Source organism: Alkalihalobacillus trypoxylicola (assembly GCF_001590785.1).
Taxonomy (GTDB): domain Bacteria; phylum Bacillota; class Bacilli; order Bacillales; family Bacillaceae_D; genus Alkalihalobacillus; species Alkalihalobacillus trypoxylicola.
In genome coordinates this window covers 49,093-69,027 of record NZ_LTAO01000010.1, presented here as the reverse complement: position 1 = coordinate 69,027, position 19,935 = coordinate 49,093, and the positions used below count along the sequence as shown (strand labels likewise).

The following is a 19,935-nucleotide window of genomic DNA, read 5'->3' as shown; positions in this document are numbered from 1 at the left end:
ATTATCATATCCTCCGTGTGTGATGGTTTTTCGTCGAACTCATTGTAACACGGACATGATAATGGCCTTTTCTTTTTACACAATTATATGGACTTAATCCATCGGCTCCTTTTTCGTGTGATAGGACTTCTCCTTTTGACCACTCTACTAGGCCAGAGCCTTTTTTGGGTGAATAGAGCTTCGCTATTTGACCTTAATACTGCATTTTTACTTTTTCCGTTTTATATTGGTGCTTCTAAAAAGGTCCTTTTGTCTGTTTTTTGTCGAATTTTCTTTATTCGGGTGAATAGAGCTTCGCCTTTTGACCGTTCTCACTAGTCCAGCTCCTTTTTCGTTCAATAGAGCTTCTTTTTTTGACCGCTCTCACTAGTCCAGCCGCTTTTTCGTTTAATAGTGCTTTTCTTTTTGACCACTCTACTAGGCCAGAGCCTTTTTTGGGTGAATAAAATCCCTTCTTTTGACTGTCAGTCTCATTCTTAGCTCTCTTCCCACCAATGAAGCGCTCGCTTTTAATCCTCCTCTTCTCTCCAATGCTATTTCCCTTCCTATTTAGCTATGTGTTTTTAACCTTCTTCAATCCCATAGAACTTTCTTGAAAACAAGCGCTGTTTTTCACTAGATAGTGTGCATTAAAATGCATCGGTAACTGTTCTCTGAAAAATAAATAAACCTATCGTCCCTCTCGTTTTTGCGAGAGTTTGTCGACAGGCTAAATCAAGAGAAAGTGTTCTTCTCTATTAGATTAAATTTCGAATAAGTAAAAAGAAAATGAGTGCGTAAACTTATAAATGATTGGATTTTAAATAAATGCTGTAAGGTTCTAACTTTTCTAATTCAGGATAATAACCAACTTTTCCAGCATAGACTTTTTCTAAATAATGAGAGGTTGAAAAATGATAAGGCTGCATTAAGTTTGGAGATTTAGAAACAATGGGCACTTGGCATTCCTTCAATACTGTCGCGACAAACTGTGAACAGAAAAAAGCATATTTACGGTCATAGTCTAATCGCAGCATCAAAGCTACCATCCCTAAAATATTATATTTATATTTCTCCTGTTCTAAGGCAATTTCCATTACTTTTCTTTTCATATTTAAATAGTCTTCTTCACTAATCTCACAGCGATACACTTCACAATTAGCTCTTTGAAAAATGAATGAATTCATATCTTCATTCACAAAGCCACCAAGAAAAGGATTGTGTGGACGTTTCCTTCCAAAACTATAAACCTCATTTAGTTCTTTATCAAAAGAAATAGAAACATGATTTAATGGTTTTCTTGTATAGAAACGAATTAATTTAGCAAATAAAGTTCCTGTATCTGATAATAATATATAAATGTATCTTTTACTCATTTTACCAATCCTTGCTCCTTAATAGTAAGGCTTATTATTTTACAAAGAGCTCTCTCAATCTATCTATTCCTTATTATGAGAAAAGATTCTTAAAATGTAGCCATCCCACGGGGTGATTACTTGTCAGTCTTAAGACTGACTTTTTATTGAATTATTTTCTAATTATTGTTAAATCTATTCTAACTAACAAGTGCTCTATTTTCTATCTTTTTTTTGGGAATTTTACTAACTTTTAAACAATATTACGAAAGTATTATTTTTAAACATGGTTTTAGCCCTTTTCCATCAACTAATTAACTACTGGTAACCTAAAAAAACATGCTCAATAATAATACGATACAAACTTCCATTTTGTTTCACTTTTATAAAAATTTAATATTTGAATCCATTTCATCATTCATATCTTATAATGAAAACCAAACCATTAGGTTTTAATTTTCACTTTAGGTAGATGCTATTTCCCAAGGGCTTGTTTTCAGCTAACTCTGACTAGGCAGAGCGTCCTCAGAGTGGATCTTCAAACGGTTCTCATACTTCGGGAGTCACTACCTACCGTTACAACTAATTAGTTAATTCGCAAACATTCAAGATATATTTTTTAATAAAAGTTCGTTTTCATTCACTTATAGAGCAATGATGAAATTCACTCATTTATCTTTATCTATTTCTTTACCAAATTAGCTAGTTAAATCATGCTTACAAAAAAACTCCTAACCTTTATGTAAATATGAATCTACACAAATGATTAGAAGTTTAATTTGACTGTGGTTAAGAATAACTTTTTCTCTTAAAGGAGGGAAGAATCTGAAGCTCTGCCCTATATTTAGCTATCGCTCTTCTAGAAATAGTCACACCATACGTTTCATTTAGAGCTTGAACAATCCTTTGATCAGAGATAGGCTTCCTTTTATTCTCTTGTTCGACCATTTTTTTAATCCATTGCTTCAGCTGTAAAGAGGATATTTGTTCCATAGATTGTGTACGATTAACAGCATGAGTAAAAAATGACTTAAGCTCCATCATACCTCTCGGTGTTTGAACATACTTATTCGTCGTAACACGACTGACTGTCGATTCATGGATGTTTAGTTCCTCTGCAACTTGTTTTAAAATCATTGGTTTTAAGCCAGCGCTTGCTTGAAAAAAAAAGCTTTGTTGATGTTGAACAATATAATGACATACTTTTTTTAATGTACTTTCTCTATTTCTCAAGCTTCGTTGTAGCCAGACAATTTCATCCAGTTTCTCTTTTAAATATTGAGAATTTTGCAGGTCATTATTTTTTAAAAGTGCCACATAGTGGTCGTTTACAGCTAACCTCGGTAAATGATCTCGATGAATATTGACCTGAACCGTTTTAGTTAGTTTATCTACCTCAATGGTCACATCTGGAATGATATACTTCGTTTCATCTTCATCAAAATTAGCTCCTGGTTTAGGCTGAAGATAGTTCTGAATAAAGTCATGAACTTTTTCTATACTTTTTAAATCCATTTGATACTTTTGTGCTAACTCTCTCCACCTTCTATGCGCTAGTAATTCTAAATCATCTTCTACTATATACTCGGCTAACTCGTAGCGTGGATTTAGTCTTTTCAACTGTAACAGTAAGCATTCCTTTAACGACCTTGCTCCTACACCTACTGGCTCCAAGCTTTGCAGCATAATAAGTATATGCTCAGCTTCATGCACAGTCATGTTTAAGTCATCACTTAGTTGAGTTAACGTTTCTCTTAAGTACCCATTATTGTCAAGGTACTCTATAAAATAAACTAATTGCGAGCACTCTTTTTGGGGTAAGGGTAATACTCTCGCTTGTTTTTTTAAATGTTCCTTTAAGCTTTCCTTTTTATCTGCTATATAATCAAAGTAATCAACGACTCGCTCGTCTTGTAAGGAGCTTTGAGATAAGCGATTTACTTTATACTCATTAGAAGATTCAATCTTTAACTCTATTAAAGGGTTTTCCGCTGCCTTTTTTTCAAGGAAATCTGAAAGCTCTTGACTTGAAAGCTGTAATAAAGAGATAGCTTGCTGTAATTGAGCTGTTAAATGTAATTCATTGCGTTGATGTTGACTTAAGTCCAAATTAAGCATATAACCATCCCCCTTCCAAAAACAACTTTATGATTTTGAAAATAACCCTTTCATCGCCCACTTAACATTTTGTGGTCGCTCCGCTAGCCTTCTCATAAAATACCCATACCAATCGCGACCAAATGGTACATATACTCTCATCGTATATCCTTCTTTAGCTAGCTTTTTTTGCAATTCCTGTCTCATACCATATAACATTTGAAATTCAAACTGTTTATTAGAAATTTTATTTTCTTTAGCAAATTCCTTCACTTTATCAATAATTTGATGATCATGTGAAGCGATTGCCGTATAACTACCACTCAAAAGATGCAATTTAATTAGTTCAAAATAATTTTCGTCGATTTTATTCTTTTCCTGAATAGCTACATTAGGAGCTTCTTTATAAGCCCCTTTTACTAATCGAAGATTGACTCCAGCTAGGCTTTTTACATCCTCACTCGCACGATGTAAATACGCTTGAATAACTGTACCAATTTTATCATAATCTTTTCTTAATTCCTCTAGTATATAAAGGGTTTTTTCATACCTTGCAAAATCCTCCATATCTAATCGGATAAAAATTTGATGCTTTTTAGCTACTTCAACTATTTCCTTCATATTAGCTAAACAAAAATCTCTATCAATATCTAAACCTAGCTGAGTTAACTTGATTGAAAGATGAGAAGAGATATTATGCTGAGCGATGGCTTCAATCGTCTTTTTACACATATCCTTAGAATTTATCGCTTCTTCTCGCTCCTGAACATACTCCCCTAAATGGTCTACTGTACAATGAAGACCTTCCTTATTAAGCTCCGTTAAAACATTAATGACTTCATCTATGGTTACTCCAGCTACTACTTGTGAGGCCCCCAGTTTTAATCCCCATTTCTTAGCACCACTACTTATTAAACGATTTTTTGATAGTGATAAAAAGAACTTTTTAGACATTTTTTCGAGCATCATCATTCTTCCTCCATTCAAACTCCACAGAATAAATTCCTTTTTATATATTATCTATGCAAAATAGATGCCAACTTTTGCAAATCCTTATACAACCATAAAAATATTTTTCATAAAACCATTTATTAAGACTTATATCATTACCTTTAAAAATCTTTGAGTGTCCATTATGAACAGAAGGATGATATTTTCTATCAATCTATTTAAAATTATTATGGTAAAATACGTTTGAATGCGTTTTTACATACTACGAGTACATTCATCATTTAATGAACAACTTATTCCTATTTAAATGATTTTTCTATTGAGAATTCCAATACTTTTATCCATTACCAACCGTCCTGCAAGAAGGCTGTGGATGTCAGGCAAAAAGGGAAAATATCGGTCAGAAAAAATATCGGAGGTAACCAAATGAAATCATCCTTTCCTTTAGTTAATTTAATGGAGCCGCTTAATGACGACTTACATGTATCACACATGAACACCATGCCTATTCATAGCACTTTATCTGATATACAACAAATTAGCCTTTCTACAGATATTCTTTTACAAGACAAAGAAGGAACAGCTGTCGGCTGGATCCCCATTAGCCGTTTAGTCGATAAATTGTTAGAGCTTTATAAAGAAAACCGCGCATACCTAGAAGCTCTTCTTACAAATGTTGAAGATGCTATAACGATTATCGATCGCACAGGTACGGTCACAAATTGGAATGAGAAATCTGAACAGCTTTATAACATCCCGAAGCAAGAAATCATCGATAAACCGATTACTCATTTTTTCAATAAAGAATCTCTTCTGTTACTTTCCACTATTCAACAAGAGGAGCAGTTTATCCAACAATATCATCAGCCTCACCCGCAAGTTCATGTACTAATAAATAGTTCAACCGTATTAGTTGATAATGAAATTATTGGAGGCATTTCTGTTGAAAGAAATATATCTGACATCGTCAAACTAAATCAGCATATTTATTCAACCACAGCTTATTTACATGATTTAGAGCAATCCATACAAGCTGAATCAAACATTGGTTTTAATAAAATAAAAGGTCGTAGTAAGGCACTTCAAGATGCAATTGGACTGGCAGAAAAGGTAGCTGAAACCGATGCTCCTGTCTTTATAACTGGAGAAAGCGGTGTCGGGAAAGAATTGTTTGCAGAAGGCATTCATATCGCAAGCAAAAGAAACAAACAGCCGTTTCTCGCATTAAACTGTGGAGCAATACCAAACTCATTGTTTGAGAGTGAATTATTTGGTTACGAGCAAGGTGCTTTTACAGGCGCTCTTAAAGGAGGAAAAAAGGGGAAATTCGATTTAGCAAAAGGTGGAACTTTATTCTTAGATGAAATCGGAGAAATGCCTTTAGACTTACAAGTTAAATTATTGAGAGTCCTTCAAGAAAAAAAATATGACCGAGTCGGAGGAACAGCATCTATTGATTTCGATGTTCGAATCATTGCAGCCACGAACCAAAACCTAGAGGAAATGATTGAAAAAGGAACGTTTCGCGAAGATTTATTTTATCGATTAAATGTGATTTCGATACATGTCCCTCCGTTACGTCACCGACGCGAGGATATTCCAACACTTGTACAATTCTTCTTAAAAGAATTTAGCATAAAATACGGCTCTAAGGTTCCTGAAATGGAAGCTGAAGTTCTATATACCTTTCTCCAGCACCCATGGCAAGGGAATATTAGACAATTACAGAATATCATCGAACGATTGGTCATATTAACAAGGGGACTAGAAAGCATTACCGTAAAGCATTTGCCAGATGCTTTCTTAAATCAGCTGAACCATCCCCCGGTCTCGACTCATGAGACAGTAATACCCCAAAACAACACAGAAACGGAAAAACAGAGTATCTTAAATGCTTTAAATAAAACGTACGGAAACCGAACAGCAGCCGCTAAACTTCTCGGAATTTCTCGGGCTAATTTATATAATAAATTAAAAAAATACAACCTTTAGCAAAACTGTCTAATACTTAGACAGTTTTGTCTATGTTGTCAACAAATGTAGTACACGATCCACTCTTCTTTCTTTTTATGAGTCCTTTTACATTTGAGCGAATTTCATCATTGCTCTATAAGTGAATCAAACAGAACATTCATTATTTTGGATGTTTGAAAATTCACTTGTTGATTGTAACCGCAGGTAGTGACTCCCAAAGGATGAGCGCAGTCTGAAGATCCACTCTGACGACGCTCTGAATAGTCAGAGTTAGCTGAAGACAAGCCCTTGGGAAAGCATCTACCTAAAGTGAAAATCAAACACCTAATCGTTCGGTTTTCATTATAAAGATGTCTTGAATGCTTGCGAATTCACTTCTTGATTGTAACGGTAGGTAGTGACTCCCAAAGGATGAGCGCAGTCTGAAAATCCACTCTGACGACGCTCTGAATCGTCAGAGTTAGCTGAAGACAAGCCCTTGGGAAAGCATCTACCTATAGTGAAAATCAAACACCTAATCTTTCCGTTTTCATTATAAAATATGCATAATGAAATTGATTCATTTATTAACCATTTTATTTTTTACATACTTCTTATAAAAACACATGAATTACAGTTACCAGCATATAAATTTTCTATAGTTTTTTAAGTTGGCACAGATCTTGCATGTTATATCTATAGAATCCAATTTATTTTTTAAGAAAGGGTTGATAGTAAATGACATGGGAATATAAGCACGAACCATTTACAGATTTTTCATTGGAGGCGAATGAGCTTGCCTTTAAAAAAGCTCTTGAATTAGTTAAAAAAGAATTAGGTAAGGAATATCCTATCGTAATTGGCGGTAAAAAGATTTTCACTGAGGATAAAACGGTATCCGAAAATCCTGCTAATCATAAAGAAATTGTAGGTTATGTATCTAAAGCTTCACGAGACCACGCTGAGCAAGCTCATACAGCTGCTCAAGAGGCATTTAAATCATGGAAGACTTGGAAAGCCGAGGAAAGAGCCGCTATTTTATTCAGAGCAGCAGGAATCATTCGTAAAAGAAAGCATGAATTTTCTGCCTACCTCGTTTACGAGGCAGGAAAACCTTGGAAAGAAGCAGATGCTGACACTGCAGAAGGCATTGACTTCTTAGAATATTATGGTCGCCAAATGCTTGAATTAAAAGACGGAGTAAAAATCAATAGCCGCTCATACATCGAGCATAATACTTATAACTATATTCCATTAGGGGTTGGTATTACCATTTCTCCATGGAATTTTGCTTTTGCGATTATGGCAGGAACCACTATTGCTCCTGTTGTTGCAGGAAATACCGTTTTACTAAAGCCAGCTAGTACTACACCTGTCATCGCTTATAAATTTATGGAGGTCTTAGAAGAGGCAGGATTACCAGCAGGCGTGGTTAACTTCATTCCTGGAAGTGGTTCGGAAATTGGGGACTACTTAGTTGATCATCCTCAAACTGCTTTTGTTAATTTCACAGGCTCTAAAGAAGTTGGTGTCAGAATTTATGAGCGTGCAGCTAAAGTTCACCCTGGCCAAAAGTGGTTCAAGCGTGTAGCTATCGAAATGGGTGGTAAGGATACGATTATCGTTGATAATGACTGTGACATTGACACAGCTGTCTCATCTATCGTTCAATCTGCCTTTGGATTTTCTGGTCAAAAGTGCTCTGCCTGCTCAAGAGCAGTCATTCATGAGGATGTCTATGATGAAGTATTAGAAAAAGTAGTAGCAGAAACAGAAAAATTAACGGTCGGAAATCCGGTTGAAAAAGACAACTATATGGGACCTGTGAACGACCAAGCTGCCTTTGATAAAGTAAAACAATACTTTGAAATAGGCGCATCGGAAGGTCGTTTAATGACTGGTGGTACGGCTGATAATGGTGAAGGATACTTTTTACGCCCAACTGTATTTGCTGATGTTGCACCAAATGCTCGCCTTATGCAAGAAGAAATTTTTGGTCCTGTTGTCGCTTTTTCAAAAGCAAAGGATTTTGACCAATTATTAGAAATTGCTAACAACACAGAATACGGATTAACAGGAGCAGTTATCTCCAATAATCGTACTCATTTAGAGAGAGCTCGTCATGAATTCCATGTAGGAAATCTATACTTTAACCGTACTTGTACCGGAGCTATTGTTGGTTACCAACCATTTGGTGGGTTTAATATGTCTGGAACGGACTCTAAAGCTGGCGGCCCTGATTATTTAACGTTATTTATGCAACCAAAAACTGTATCTGATGCACATTAAAAAAAATTCTCCTAATCATATGATTAGGAGAATTTTTTTGATAACAGCCTTCTAAAATACGTCCTGCAAAAGATATTAAAAAACAATAAAAAAGCACAATACATATTGATTATGCTTATATAATATGATAAATTTATAGAGATATGCACAAATATAAATAAACGCGCAATTAATGCCTATTTTAATTATAGCTCGTTTGTTGTGCTGCTGTCAACCTGTGTGGGCAAATTTTTTTAAGGAGTGCTGACTATGACCATAAACCTTCAACATGAACAGAAACACTTAGATGCCGTATTGAAGACTATAACAGCTGAAATCGACAAGTTACATGATGAAACGACCAAAAGGAAAAACGAAGTTATTACTACTCGGAAACACTTTTGGGACGAGGTTAAAATCAATACAGATACCTTTGATGACTATCTGGAAACGATTATTGGTTTACGTCAGGAAGCTCAAGCTTTATCCGTTAGTCAAAGTTCACATCGTCACGCTTCCAACCGTTTATCAACTCTGAAAAGAATGGAGAAGGTCCCTTACTTTGGTCGTATAGACTTTAAGGAAGATGGAACTGGTGATTATGAACGTATTTATATCGGGATTTCTTCCCTTTCGGATAAAGATGGAGAAGATTTTTTAATTTATGATTGGCGAGCTCCTATTTCAAGTGTTTATTACGATTATCCACCAGGAACTGCTCACTATGTAACACCTAGTGGGGTTATTCATGGTCATCTTGAAAAAAAATATCAATATATAATCCGTGACGGTAACGTCGATGCTATGTTTGATACAAGTCTGACAATTGGGGATGAAATCCTTCAGCAAGTTTTAGGAAAAGGCACGAATAAACAAATGCAAAGTATTGTTGCTACTATTCAGCACGAGCAAAATATGATTATTCGTCATGACCAAGGTCGACTTCTGATTGTCCACGGAGCAGCGGGCAGCGGGAAAACTTCTGCTGCTTTGCAACGAATCGCTTATTTACTTTATAAATATCGTGAACATATAACAGCCGAACAAATTATTTTATTTTCACCAAATTCAATGTTTAGTAGTTATGTTTCTAATGTTTTACCTGAACTTGGTGAAGAAAATATGCAGCAAGTAACCTTCCAGGAATATTTATATCATCGATTAGGTGAAGAATTTGATATAGAACATCCTTATGAGCAACTTGAATATATTCTTACTTCATCAAAAACACCTTTGCTACAAACTAGAAAGGAGAGCATCCAATTCAAGGCATCAACTGATTTCTTTCAAACAATACAAGCTTATCGTAAATCTCTTGAATATTCTGGGATGCTTTTCCTAGACATCACCTTTAGAAACCAAACTATTATAAATGGGCAACAGCTTTCCGAGGAGTTCTATAGCTATGATGAATCAACAAGCTTCTCTCATAAACTTGAAAAGCTACAAAATTGGCTTACAAAAGAAATTAAAGCCTTCCAAAAGCGAGAACGTCATCAAGCTTGGGTCCAAGAAGAAATGGAGCTACTTAGTGAAGAAGACTATCATAAGGCAAGAATCTTATTAGCTAAAAAACGTGGCTATCAAAAAGAAGAAATTGCTGATTATGAAGTAGAACCCACCGCACTAGCTTATCTGATTGTTCATCAAAGACTAAAGCCATTAAGAAACCAAATTCATTTATTCGAATTTATTGATTTTAAAGGCATTTATACACAGATATTTTCTACTTCGAACAAAATAGAACAATGGATTTCAAAGAAGCCTCTTCTATGGGATCAGATCTGTCAGTCAACTATAGACCAGATCAATGCTCATAAACTAAATTACGAAGATGCGACTCCCTTTCTATTATTGAAAGAAATGATTCTAGGATTTCAAACGAATCGTTCTATCAAACACATTGTCATTGATGAAGCGCAGGATTACTCTCCCTTTCAATTCGAATTCTTAAAACGTTTATTTCCTGCGGCAAGAATGACCGTATTAGGTGATTTTAATCAAGCTATTTTTACTCATGCTCGAGTGTCTAGCGATTTCAATACACTTTCAAATCTTTATGGACCTGAGCAGACAGCATTAATTGAATTAACGAGAAGCTATCGTTCCACCAAACCGATTATAGAGTTTACAAGAAGACTTGTGGAAAATGGAAAGGATATTATTCCCTTTAATCGAGACGGAGATCAGCCAGCATTGTCTCTAGTTCAAAGCTTTGATGAACAACTAGAAGCCATTACAACTAAAGTATTGCAGTGGCAGGATCAAGGGTATCAGAGTATTGCCATTATATGCAAATCAGCAGAGGAAAGCATGAAAGCCTTCCAAGCACTTTCTCATATTCAAGACATCAAGCTCTTAAAAAGCTCCTCTCTAGAATATGAACAAGGAATTGTGGTTGTTCCCTCCTACTTATCAAAAGGTATCGAGTTTGACGCCGTTATTGTTTTTGATGCTTCTAATGAAGTCTACGGAGAAGAAAGCCTGAGAAGACTTTTTTATACGGTTTGTACGAGAGCCATGCATCAAATCCACCTCTTTAGCAAAGGCAAACCAAGCTTTCTTTTAAATAAACCTCTAGAGGAAAAAGTAATACAACTGAGTAATCAATCTTAAAACAGCCAAAAATTAAAACCCAACAACAAACAGGAGCCTTTCTTCTTATGATTAAGAAGGAAGGCTCTGTTCGATTTTGATTTCTAAGAATTGACTAGGAAAGTGAAAAGCTTCCTACCACTTTGTTTTGATACTATGAACGATGTAAATTAAGTTTTTTGGAAAATAGCTTTACTGTGGAACAAGAACCTGCTGTAATCTTTCTAAAGCCCAATTGATTTCATCCTTTGTAATGACTAGGGGCGGTGCCAAACGAATGACATTTTCATGAGTTTCTTTGCATAATAAACCTAATTTCTTCAACTGCTCACAATATGGTCTTGCTGGTACCGATAATTCTACGCCAATAAATAATCCCTTCCCACGAACCTCTCGAATAAAAGGACTATTCAATTTCATTAGTTCGTCTTTTAAATATTGCCCTAGCTCAAGCGATTTAGTAATAAGCTCCTCCTCCGCTATTACCTCTAAAGCAGCGAGAGCGACTGCACATGCTAATGGATTACCACCAAATGTTGATCCGTGTGAACCAGGCTCAAACACACCTAATATATCATTACTCGCCGCTACAACAGAAATCGGAAGCACGCCCCCGCCTAATGCTTTTCCAAGGATATACATGTCAGGAATGACCCCTTCCCAATCACAAGCAAACAGCTTACCCGTCCTTCCTAAACCTACTTGTATTTCATCTGCTATAAAAAGAACATTATTTTCTTGACACAATTGATACGCTTGCTTCAGAAAGCCTTTAGGTGGAAAGATAATACCTGCTTCACCCTGAATAGGCTCTAATAAAAAGGCAGCAGTATGTTTGGTTATAGCTTTTTTCAATGCCTGAAAATCACCAAAAGGAATCGTATTAATTCCGGGTAGCATAGGACCGAAGCCACGCTTATATTCTTCATTAGAGGATAATGAAACAGCCGTCATTGTTCTCCCATGGAAATTTTCTTCACAGACGATGATTTCCGCTTTGTCTAAAGCAATTCCTTTTTGATCATAAGCCCATCTTCTCGCTGCCTTTACGGCTGTCTCCACAGCCTCCGCCCCTGTATTCATAGGGAGAACCATTTCTTTTTTGGTTAAGTGTGCCACTTTTTCATAAAAGGGGCCCAGCTGGTCATTATGAAAGGCTCTCGAAGTTAACGTCACCTTTTCAGCCTGCGCTTTCAAAGCAGCAATAATCTTCGGGTGACAATGACCTTGATTAACTGCAGAATAAGCACTGAGCATATCCAGATACTGATTTCCTTCTGGGTCCTTTACCCAGACACCCTTTGCTTCTGATATGACAACGGAAAGCGGATGATAATTTCGAGCACCATATTTCTCCGTTTGTTGAAGAATCTCAAGTGTTGACATCGGATAACCTCCTTATTCTTAGATCATCTTCAACCTTAGTATATTCGTTTGTTTAACATTTTTTCCTAATAATGTCCCTTTAAAATAGCTGCATCGCAAGATAAATGACGACTGTAACGGTCAGGCAACTTAGCAAAGTTGAATATAAAACAATTTGAGCCTGCAAATCAGGTTCAACGTCGTACTCTAACGCTAATGTTGCTGTATTTCTGGAGGTTGGAAACGAACTCGCAATAAGAAGTGATTGTGCTAAGACTCCATCAATCTGTAAAAAATAAATAATAATCAGAGCAACAACAGGACCTACTAATAGCCTCCCAACTAAAGCAAGCGTTATAACACGATGGAAATATTGTAATTTTATAGAGGCAAGTTGAGCGCCAAGCAAAAGCAGTGCGACTGCAACAAAACTATTCGCTAAATATTCAATCGGTACAAGAAGAAAGGTTGGCATCGTAAGGTTTAATGTTTGAAAAAATAAACCGAGTAACAAAGCATATATGAGTGGCAACTTTAGAAAAGCTCTTATAATTTCTATAAAAGTTTTAGAGGCTGATAATAAATTATATATTCCATATGTATAGGTAAGAATGTTTTGAAAAATGAGAACAAAAATTTGAACAGATACTCCAATAGGATTAGAACTAAAGATAATCTGACTAACGGGTAGACCATAATTTCCTGAATTCATAAGCGAGATGCTATTTTTAAGGGCTGCTGATTCCTTTGGCTTTATATGGAATAGCCTTCCTAATATATAAGTAATACCAATCATCACAAATGTAAACAAAATTAAGTATAAGAATAGCTGTGACAATAATGAAATATCTATTTGTACTTCGTATATATTTAGGAACACAGCAGCGGGCATAAAACCATATACTAGCCATTTCGAAATTTGTTTTAGTTGAAATTGATATTTTTTTTGTATAACCAATCCTAATAACATTAAAATCAAAATCGGTAAAATCACTTCTAGAAATATATAACTGATCATCATTTACCCCTCACTTTAAACAAATTGTACTTCCTATTCTACTGAAAAAAGTGAAGGTTGAATAATTCAAATTTGTAATAAAAGTTGATAACAAAATCTTATATATGTGAGCAAAGTAGTATTATAAAGGGAAAAATCACAATGATAAAACTAAAAGAAAAGGGATTTAAAGCAAGAAAAAACGGTTCCTTAACAATGTAAGTAACCGAATTCAACAAATTAGCATCTTTTCAAAGCACATTTTTTCTTCTTATGTATTCTCTAAACTCTTTATATTTGCAAGTTTAGCCTATATATCCCTACAATACCTTAACGATAGGTACGTTTCTCCTTCAGAATTACCATAGCTATTTTGCTCATTTAGATAGACAAATCCTTTGCTTTCGTAAAATGGAATACCTTTATGATTTCCTTTTTGAACGGAGACGTATTGCTTATTGGCGCCAAATGATTTTTGTTGTACCGTAATCGCTTGAAGTAATTGAGAGCCAATCCCTTCATTTCTCCTATCTAATTGGAGATATAGAACGAACACTTCACCACTACCATCATCTAGAATCCCGCCTGCACCAGCCCCTATAACACTTCCGTTTTCTACAGCTACAAAGTATCCACCCCAATGTCGATTTGAATCCTTGACTTCCTTTAGTACAGCGCCTTCATTATAAAATTGCTTGATAACCTTTTCTACGTATTGCTTTGTATATAAACCTTTGTATGTAGTTCTATATCCATCAGTACACACCTTAATAATACCTTTAACATGGTCTTCATTCGCTTTAATAATCTCTATCATATTGCACCGCCTACAGATTTTAAATCGTTCATTGAAGAGAATTGATAAGAAAACCAAAATTTGGACGCATTTCGTCACAAAACCATTCATGAGAAACACCGCTAACCAAACCTAACGAATCTTTAGCTCCATTATTAGTTGTTCCCCTATTTTTCCTAGTTTTCTTCTCCCTGTATCTATAAATCCTACGTTTTTATATAGGTTTTGAGCAGGGATATTTTTATGATTAACAGCTAAAACAATCTTTTCACAGGCTTCAAAGTTTTCAGCCACAAACTCTCTTAATTCAGCCATTGCCTTTTTTGCATAACCTTGCCCTTGATGTTTATGATCTACTGATAATGCAGTAAGTAACATGGCATGATAAGTGGTCGTATATTCTTTTACTCTTTGAGTGCTATGCAATAAGAAAAAGCCTACTGGCATTCCCTTTGAGAGTATAACAATTCTATATTGACCTACAGAAACATTCAACATTTCCTCAGGTAATGCGGTAAACTTCACCTGCTCTTCTGGTAATTGAAACTTTTTTAACACTTCTAGATGTTCTTTTTGGTAAAAAGATAATTGAATTTCTTTAGTCATTTTCATACTATTACCGCCCTTCTATAGTTATTATAATGTAAGAACACTTGTTTGTAAAATTAGATTTAAGTTTTCTTTAATACTATTACGATGCAATCTTCTTTTTATAAAAAAATAAAAAAATGACCTCTAAATTATTTAAAAGGTCATTTACTCATAGATTAGTATTTTATGTGAGCGCCATTGGTTTTTAAGAAAAAAGTTAATACTTTACGGCCCCTCATAAGGAGGATTTTTAACATGGTTTGCAAATTCCTCTTTAAAAGGAGCTCCATCTAGTATTATATCTGCTGCTGCACCTGCAAAATCATATTTTGTAACTCGTAAGCTATAATGATTAGAATCCATTAATAACCAGCAAGCCCCCTTTGCTCTACTCTGTAGACCTACACTCCCTGCATTAATTACTACCTTTGAAAATATTTGTCTTTGAAATTGAATATGCGTATGGCCACAAACGATAACGGACTCATGCGCATTTTTTACCATTTCGTACACTTCATTTTCTGGAGTATCTATTCTAATGGACTCTATGTCATGTCTAGGAGAACCATGAACAAAAAGAATGTCACCTTCAGAATGAGCAAATTTAAAGGAACCTAGCCACTCTAGCTGATTTTTTGTTAGTTCTTCTATACACCATTGATTTATTTCAGATACCATATCGTTATTAACTTTTTGTGGCTTTTTATACTGTTCAAATATCTCTCTATCACTATTACCCATAATAAAGATAAAATCATTTCTTTTCTTATAAAGTTGCTCTATCACTCTTTTAGGTTGAGGACCCCAAGCTAAATCACCACCTACAATCACTTTATCAACCTGTTCCTTTTCAATTTCTTTAAGAACTGCTTCTAAAGCATGAGCATTTCCATGAATATCGTAAATGGCAGCAATCTTCATCATCGCACCTCCTATTTTCTTTATTATATTAACTTCAATAAATGTATAGCTTTTCCTTCAGTTGCAGAATGAATATACTAACTTTAAATACAAATTAATTTATTTCTTTAATATCCACACAACGAAAGGAATAAGCAAAAGTGCCAGTATTCCCCCTCCAATTGATAATGTTGCATAGCTTGAGTGAGCAACAACCATTCCAGATAGTGCACCACCTGATGCACCCGCTAATGCGATTAAAACATCTACAGATCCCTGTGTTTTTGCACGAGTTTCAGTAGTTGTAGAATCTACTATTAATGCCGTTCCACTTATCAAACCGAAATTCCAGCCTAAACCTAATAAAATAAGAGCGATCATTATACTTATTAAGGAATCTCCAGGTCCAAATGCAGCAAAAAAACCTGCTGCAATTAATGTTATACCAGCTGTAATTGACATAAATTTTCGTCCTAGCCTATCAACTAATACGCCAGTTATAAGCGAAGGTAAATACATAGCTGCAACATGAGCAGCAATCACTATACCAATCTCACTTAAGTCATGCCCATGATACCCCATATGAATCGGTGTCATGGTCATAACAGCTACCATAACTATTTGTGTAGAAACCATAATAGCCGCACCTGCTACAACCCCTTTTTTATCAAAAGCCTCTTTCATTAAGATTATTTGTTGACCTTCTTTTTTCTTTTCTACTATTGTTAATTGTTGAGCCACAATAAATGGGTCAGGTCTAAGCAATACTAGAATTACAGTACCAGCGAGGATAAATGCTACAGCTGCTAATATGAATGGTCCTGCTAATGCAGGGATATTCATTTTCTCTGCCAAATTTCCCATCACTGTTACAAGATTGGGTCCAGCAACTGCTCCAAAAGTCGTAAAAACCATAGCCATACTTACAGCTGTTGCTCGTTGTTTAGGGTTAGCTAAGTCTGTACCAGCATAGCGCGCCTGCAAATTAGTTGCCGTACCTGCTCCATATATAAATAAAGCAAGAAAAAGCAACCATATTTGAGAAAATAAAGCAGCAACTACTACTCCTATTGCACCTAACCCACCAGCAAAAAAACCTATAGAAAGCCCTAATCTTCGCCCAAATTGCTGAGTTAACTTTCCAATAACAAAAGCCGTCAAGGCTGAACCTAAAGTGAATAGAGCCGTCGGCAGGCCAGCATACGTTTGAGCTCCTAGCATTTCTTGTGCGAGCAATGCTCCTACTGTGATTCCAGCCGCTAAACCAGCTCCTCCAAAAATTTGTGATAATATAATAATCCACAGAGTCCGCTTATAAAGCTTTGTTTTTTCCTGAGGAGTAATCGGTGATTTCCATTCTTTGACCTTTGCCTGCAATTTTTCCATCCCCTATTCAAATCATTCAACTTTATCATTTTATCTGGATTTCTACTAACCTAACATGCTAGAACCATTCATATAAAGAGAACTTTTAATGACCTTCTTATACTAGCACCACCTACTCACTTTTGGAATGATTAGTCCGTTTTTTGAATAAACATTGAGCAATAAAAGACATTACCACACTTCATATTCCAATATGATTTATAAAATGATCAATATCTAAACAGGGGTGACAAGGAAATGGATTTAGAAAAGTTTGTTGATGAGCTCCCTATTATGAATAGAACGATTCCTATTACAAGCAATAAAGATTATACGTATTATGAAGTTCAAATGCAGGAGTTTACAAAAAAGCTCCACCGTGATTTGCCTCCAACTCGTTTATGGGGGTATAACGGTCAATATCCTGGTCCAACTTTTTATGTACAAAGAAATGAAAGAGTTCGAGTTCATTGGATCAATCATTTACCTAGAACACACTTTTTACCAACTAATCAACCGAAGCATCCTATAGAGAGTGAACCAGAGGTACGAACAGTCGTCCATTTGCACGGCATGAGTGCACATAGTAAAAATATAGTAGCTTCGCATAAAAAACAAACACAATCGTTAAAACCTTTTTTAGAAAGAAAGGTTCATGAATACCAAAATGAACAAAAAGGGGCAACCCTGTGGTACCACGACTATGACATGGAAATGAATCGTTACAATGTTTATGCAGGCTTATCTGGCTTATATATTATTGAAGATTCAAGAGAACAATCTTTACAACTTCCAGCTGGACCTTATGATATTCCATTACTTATACAGGATCGCACCTTTAATGATGATGGTTCTTTATTTTTTCCAGATCATTCTAACTCTTCAGTGGCTCCTTTTGAAGGTGATACTATTTTGGTAAACGGAAAAGTGTGGCCTTACTTAGAGGTTGAGCCTAGAAAATATCGTTTTAGAATTTTAAACGGTTCTACCCACAGAGCCTATACATTATATTTAGATACAAACCAAACAATCTATCAAATCGCATCTGATGGTGGTTTATTGAAACACACAACTCCGTTAAAAGAGCTTCAAATAAATCCCGGAGAAAGAATTGAAGTCATTATTGATTTCACGAATTTCGAAGGTTTAATGATCACTCTAAAAAATCATTTAAAATCAAACAAAACTCCTACAGAGCCTATAACGGATATTATGCAATTTAAAGTTGTAATACCTATAAATGGTGAAGACTCTAGTAGAATCCCCTTTTATCTATCTGAAATTCCATCACTTAGGAATACTAACATACAATCTATACGACATCTAAAATTTAATGAATCGACTCATCAGGACAGTAGACCCATTTTATTATCAAACAATCGAATATCCCATAATCCTGTTCATAAAACTCCACAAACAAAAAGGACTGAAATTTGGTCATTTATAAATACAACGAATATTACTCACTTGATTCATGCTCACTTCGTTCAATTTCAAGTATTAACTTACCAGCCATTTGATTTAATTCACTACAAAGAAACGGGAGAAATGAATTTCACAGCATCCACCCTTTTACCTAATGAAAACTATAGAGGTTTAAAAGATACTCTATCCATTCCTGAAGCAACCGTAACTAGAATTATTGCCCATTTCTCCCCACACTCTAAATTATTCGTTTGGCGAACGCATTATTGAACAGTAAAGGATTAGAGACAATTTTTTAAAAAACGAACGAACCCATTTAATTAGAAGTGGGTTCGTTTTTCTTATACGTTATCCTGAAATAATTGGACCTATCGCACCAGATCCAAACCTAAAAATACTAACATGACCGGCACTACTAGCCTGAGTAGGCGCAGCCGCTAGAACGACAGCAAAATTTGAACGGTTATTTATTGTAATAACATCACCCGCTGCATAGAGTCCAACTCTAATTACAGAAAGTTGACCACCTGTAATAGAGCTAGCTGCTGGAGCAACAACACTCGTAGTAGAATTAATGGATAGAGCAAATACAGCAAATGCTGCTGTTGCGGCAGCTGTATTTAAAGTCACATCAATATAATAAAGACCAGGTGTGACAATGGTAAACGAACTATTTGCTTCATTATAAGTTATACCTGAAAACTGCCTTGGAGTTAATCCAGTAACCACTCCATTTGCCGCTACTGTTTGAGCTGCAATATTACTATTAAAAAACGGTTGAAGCACGGCTCCTGTAGCTCCCGTTATTCCTCGGATCCCCTGGATTCCTTGAATTCCTTGGATCCCTTGCGCTCCCGTTACTCCTCGGATTCCTTGAATGATTCCTTGAATTCCTTGCGCTCCCGTTACTCCTCGGATTCCCTGGATCCCTTGTACTCCCGTTACTCCTCGGATTCCTTGTATTCCCTGCGCTCCTGTTACTCCTCGGATTCCTTGGATCCCTTGCGCTCCGGTTACTCCTCGGATTCCCTGGATTCCTTGAATTCCTTGCGCTCCCGTCACTCCTCGGATTCCCTGGATCCCTTGTACTCCCGTTACTCCTCGGATTCCTTGTATTCCTTGTGCTCCTGTTACTCCTCGGATTCCTTGGATCCCTTGTGCTCCGGTTACCCCGCGGATTCCCTGGATTCCTTGCGCTCCCGTTACTCCTCGGATTCCTTGAATTCCTTGCGCTCCCGTTACTCCTCGGATTCCCTGGATCCCTTGTACTCCCGTTACTCCTCGGATTCCTTGTATTC

Annotated in this window: 13 protein-coding genes and 1 pseudogene; 4 read left to right on the top strand and 10 right to left on the bottom strand. The window is 35.9% G+C overall.

Translation table 11 applies throughout. The features are described from left to right. Positions 1–782: 782 nt before the first annotated feature. The 3 genes from AZF04_RS06790 to AZF04_RS06780 form a co-directional block, all read right to left on the bottom strand. A complete protein-coding gene (locus AZF04_RS06790; RefSeq protein ID WP_061948091.1) occupies positions 783–1,355 on the bottom strand; it encodes a hypothetical protein in 573 nt (190 codons plus the stop codon). A gap of 768 nt (positions 1,356–2,123) precedes the next feature. Next, positions 2,124–3,452: an RNA polymerase factor sigma-54 gene (rpoN, locus tag AZF04_RS06785; RefSeq protein ID WP_061948090.1), complete on the bottom strand. Its 1,329-nt coding sequence runs from the start codon at positions 3,450–3,452 to the stop codon at positions 2,124–2,126. A gap of 27 nt (positions 3,453–3,479) precedes the next feature. Then, complete coding sequence (locus AZF04_RS06780) at positions 3,480–4,397, bottom strand: proline dehydrogenase family protein (protein WP_061948093.1); 918 nt, start codon at positions 4,395–4,397, stop codon at positions 3,480–3,482. 411 nt (positions 4,398–4,808) lie between these two features. Between AZF04_RS06780 and AZF04_RS06775 the strand changes: the two genes are divergently transcribed. The 3 genes from AZF04_RS06775 (at position 4,809) to helD (ending at position 11,219) form a co-directional block, all read left to right on the top strand. Then, positions 4,809–6,374, top strand: coding sequence for a sigma-54 interaction domain-containing protein (locus AZF04_RS06775; RefSeq protein WP_061948089.1), 1,566 nt, complete (start codon positions 4,809–4,811; stop codon positions 6,372–6,374). 699 nt (positions 6,375–7,073) lie between these two features. Then, positions 7,074–8,624, top strand: coding sequence for an L-glutamate gamma-semialdehyde dehydrogenase (gene pruA / locus AZF04_RS06770; protein WP_061948088.1), 1,551 nt, complete (start codon positions 7,074–7,076; stop codon positions 8,622–8,624). Positions 8,625–8,873: 249 nt separating this feature from the next. Continuing rightward, complete coding sequence (gene helD, locus AZF04_RS06765; protein ID WP_061948087.1) at positions 8,874–11,219, top strand: RNA polymerase recycling motor HelD; 2,346 nt, start codon at positions 8,874–8,876, stop codon at positions 11,217–11,219. A gap of 171 nt (positions 11,220–11,390) precedes the next feature. On the opposite strand, the gene AZF04_RS06760 is transcribed toward helD, so the two are convergent. From AZF04_RS06760 to AZF04_RS06735, 6 genes are all read right to left on the bottom strand, one after another. After that, positions 11,391–12,584, bottom strand: coding sequence for an ornithine--oxo-acid transaminase (locus AZF04_RS06760; protein ID WP_061948086.1), 1,194 nt, complete (start codon positions 12,582–12,584; stop codon positions 11,391–11,393). Positions 12,585–12,663: 79 nt separating this feature from the next. After that, complete coding sequence (locus AZF04_RS06755) at positions 12,664–13,581, bottom strand: AEC family transporter (RefSeq protein ID WP_061948085.1); 918 nt, start codon at positions 13,579–13,581, stop codon at positions 12,664–12,666. A 289-nt stretch (positions 13,582–13,870) separates the two neighbouring features. Then, positions 13,871–14,377, bottom strand: coding sequence for a GNAT family N-acetyltransferase (locus tag AZF04_RS06750; RefSeq protein ID WP_061948084.1), 507 nt, complete (start codon positions 14,375–14,377; stop codon positions 13,871–13,873). 111 nt (positions 14,378–14,488) lie between these two features. Next, complete coding sequence (locus AZF04_RS06745) at positions 14,489–14,968, bottom strand: GNAT family N-acetyltransferase (protein ID WP_061948083.1); 480 nt, start codon at positions 14,966–14,968, stop codon at positions 14,489–14,491. Positions 14,969–15,172: 204 nt separating this feature from the next. Further along, positions 15,173–15,871 carry a metallophosphoesterase family protein gene (locus AZF04_RS06740; protein ID WP_061948082.1) on the bottom strand — a complete coding sequence of 233 codons (699 nt, stop codon included), beginning with the start codon at positions 15,869–15,871 and terminating at the stop codon, positions 15,173–15,175. Between the two features lie 96 nt (positions 15,872–15,967). Beyond that, entirely contained in the window at positions 15,968–17,233 is a 1,266-nt protein-coding gene (locus AZF04_RS06735) for an MFS transporter (RefSeq protein ID WP_061948081.1), read from the bottom strand. A gap of 237 nt (positions 17,234–17,470) precedes the next feature. Here AZF04_RS06735 and AZF04_RS06730 point away from each other — a divergent pair, with 237 nt between their 5' ends. Next, complete coding sequence (locus AZF04_RS06730) at positions 17,471–18,907, top strand: multicopper oxidase family protein (protein ID WP_061948080.1); 1,437 nt, start codon at positions 17,471–17,473, stop codon at positions 18,905–18,907. A 78-nt stretch (positions 18,908–18,985) separates the two neighbouring features. Here the strand turns inward: AZF04_RS06730 and AZF04_RS06725 are convergent. After that, positions 18,986–19,935 (bottom strand): annotated as a pseudogene (locus tag AZF04_RS06725) (collagen-like protein); the annotation flags it as partial.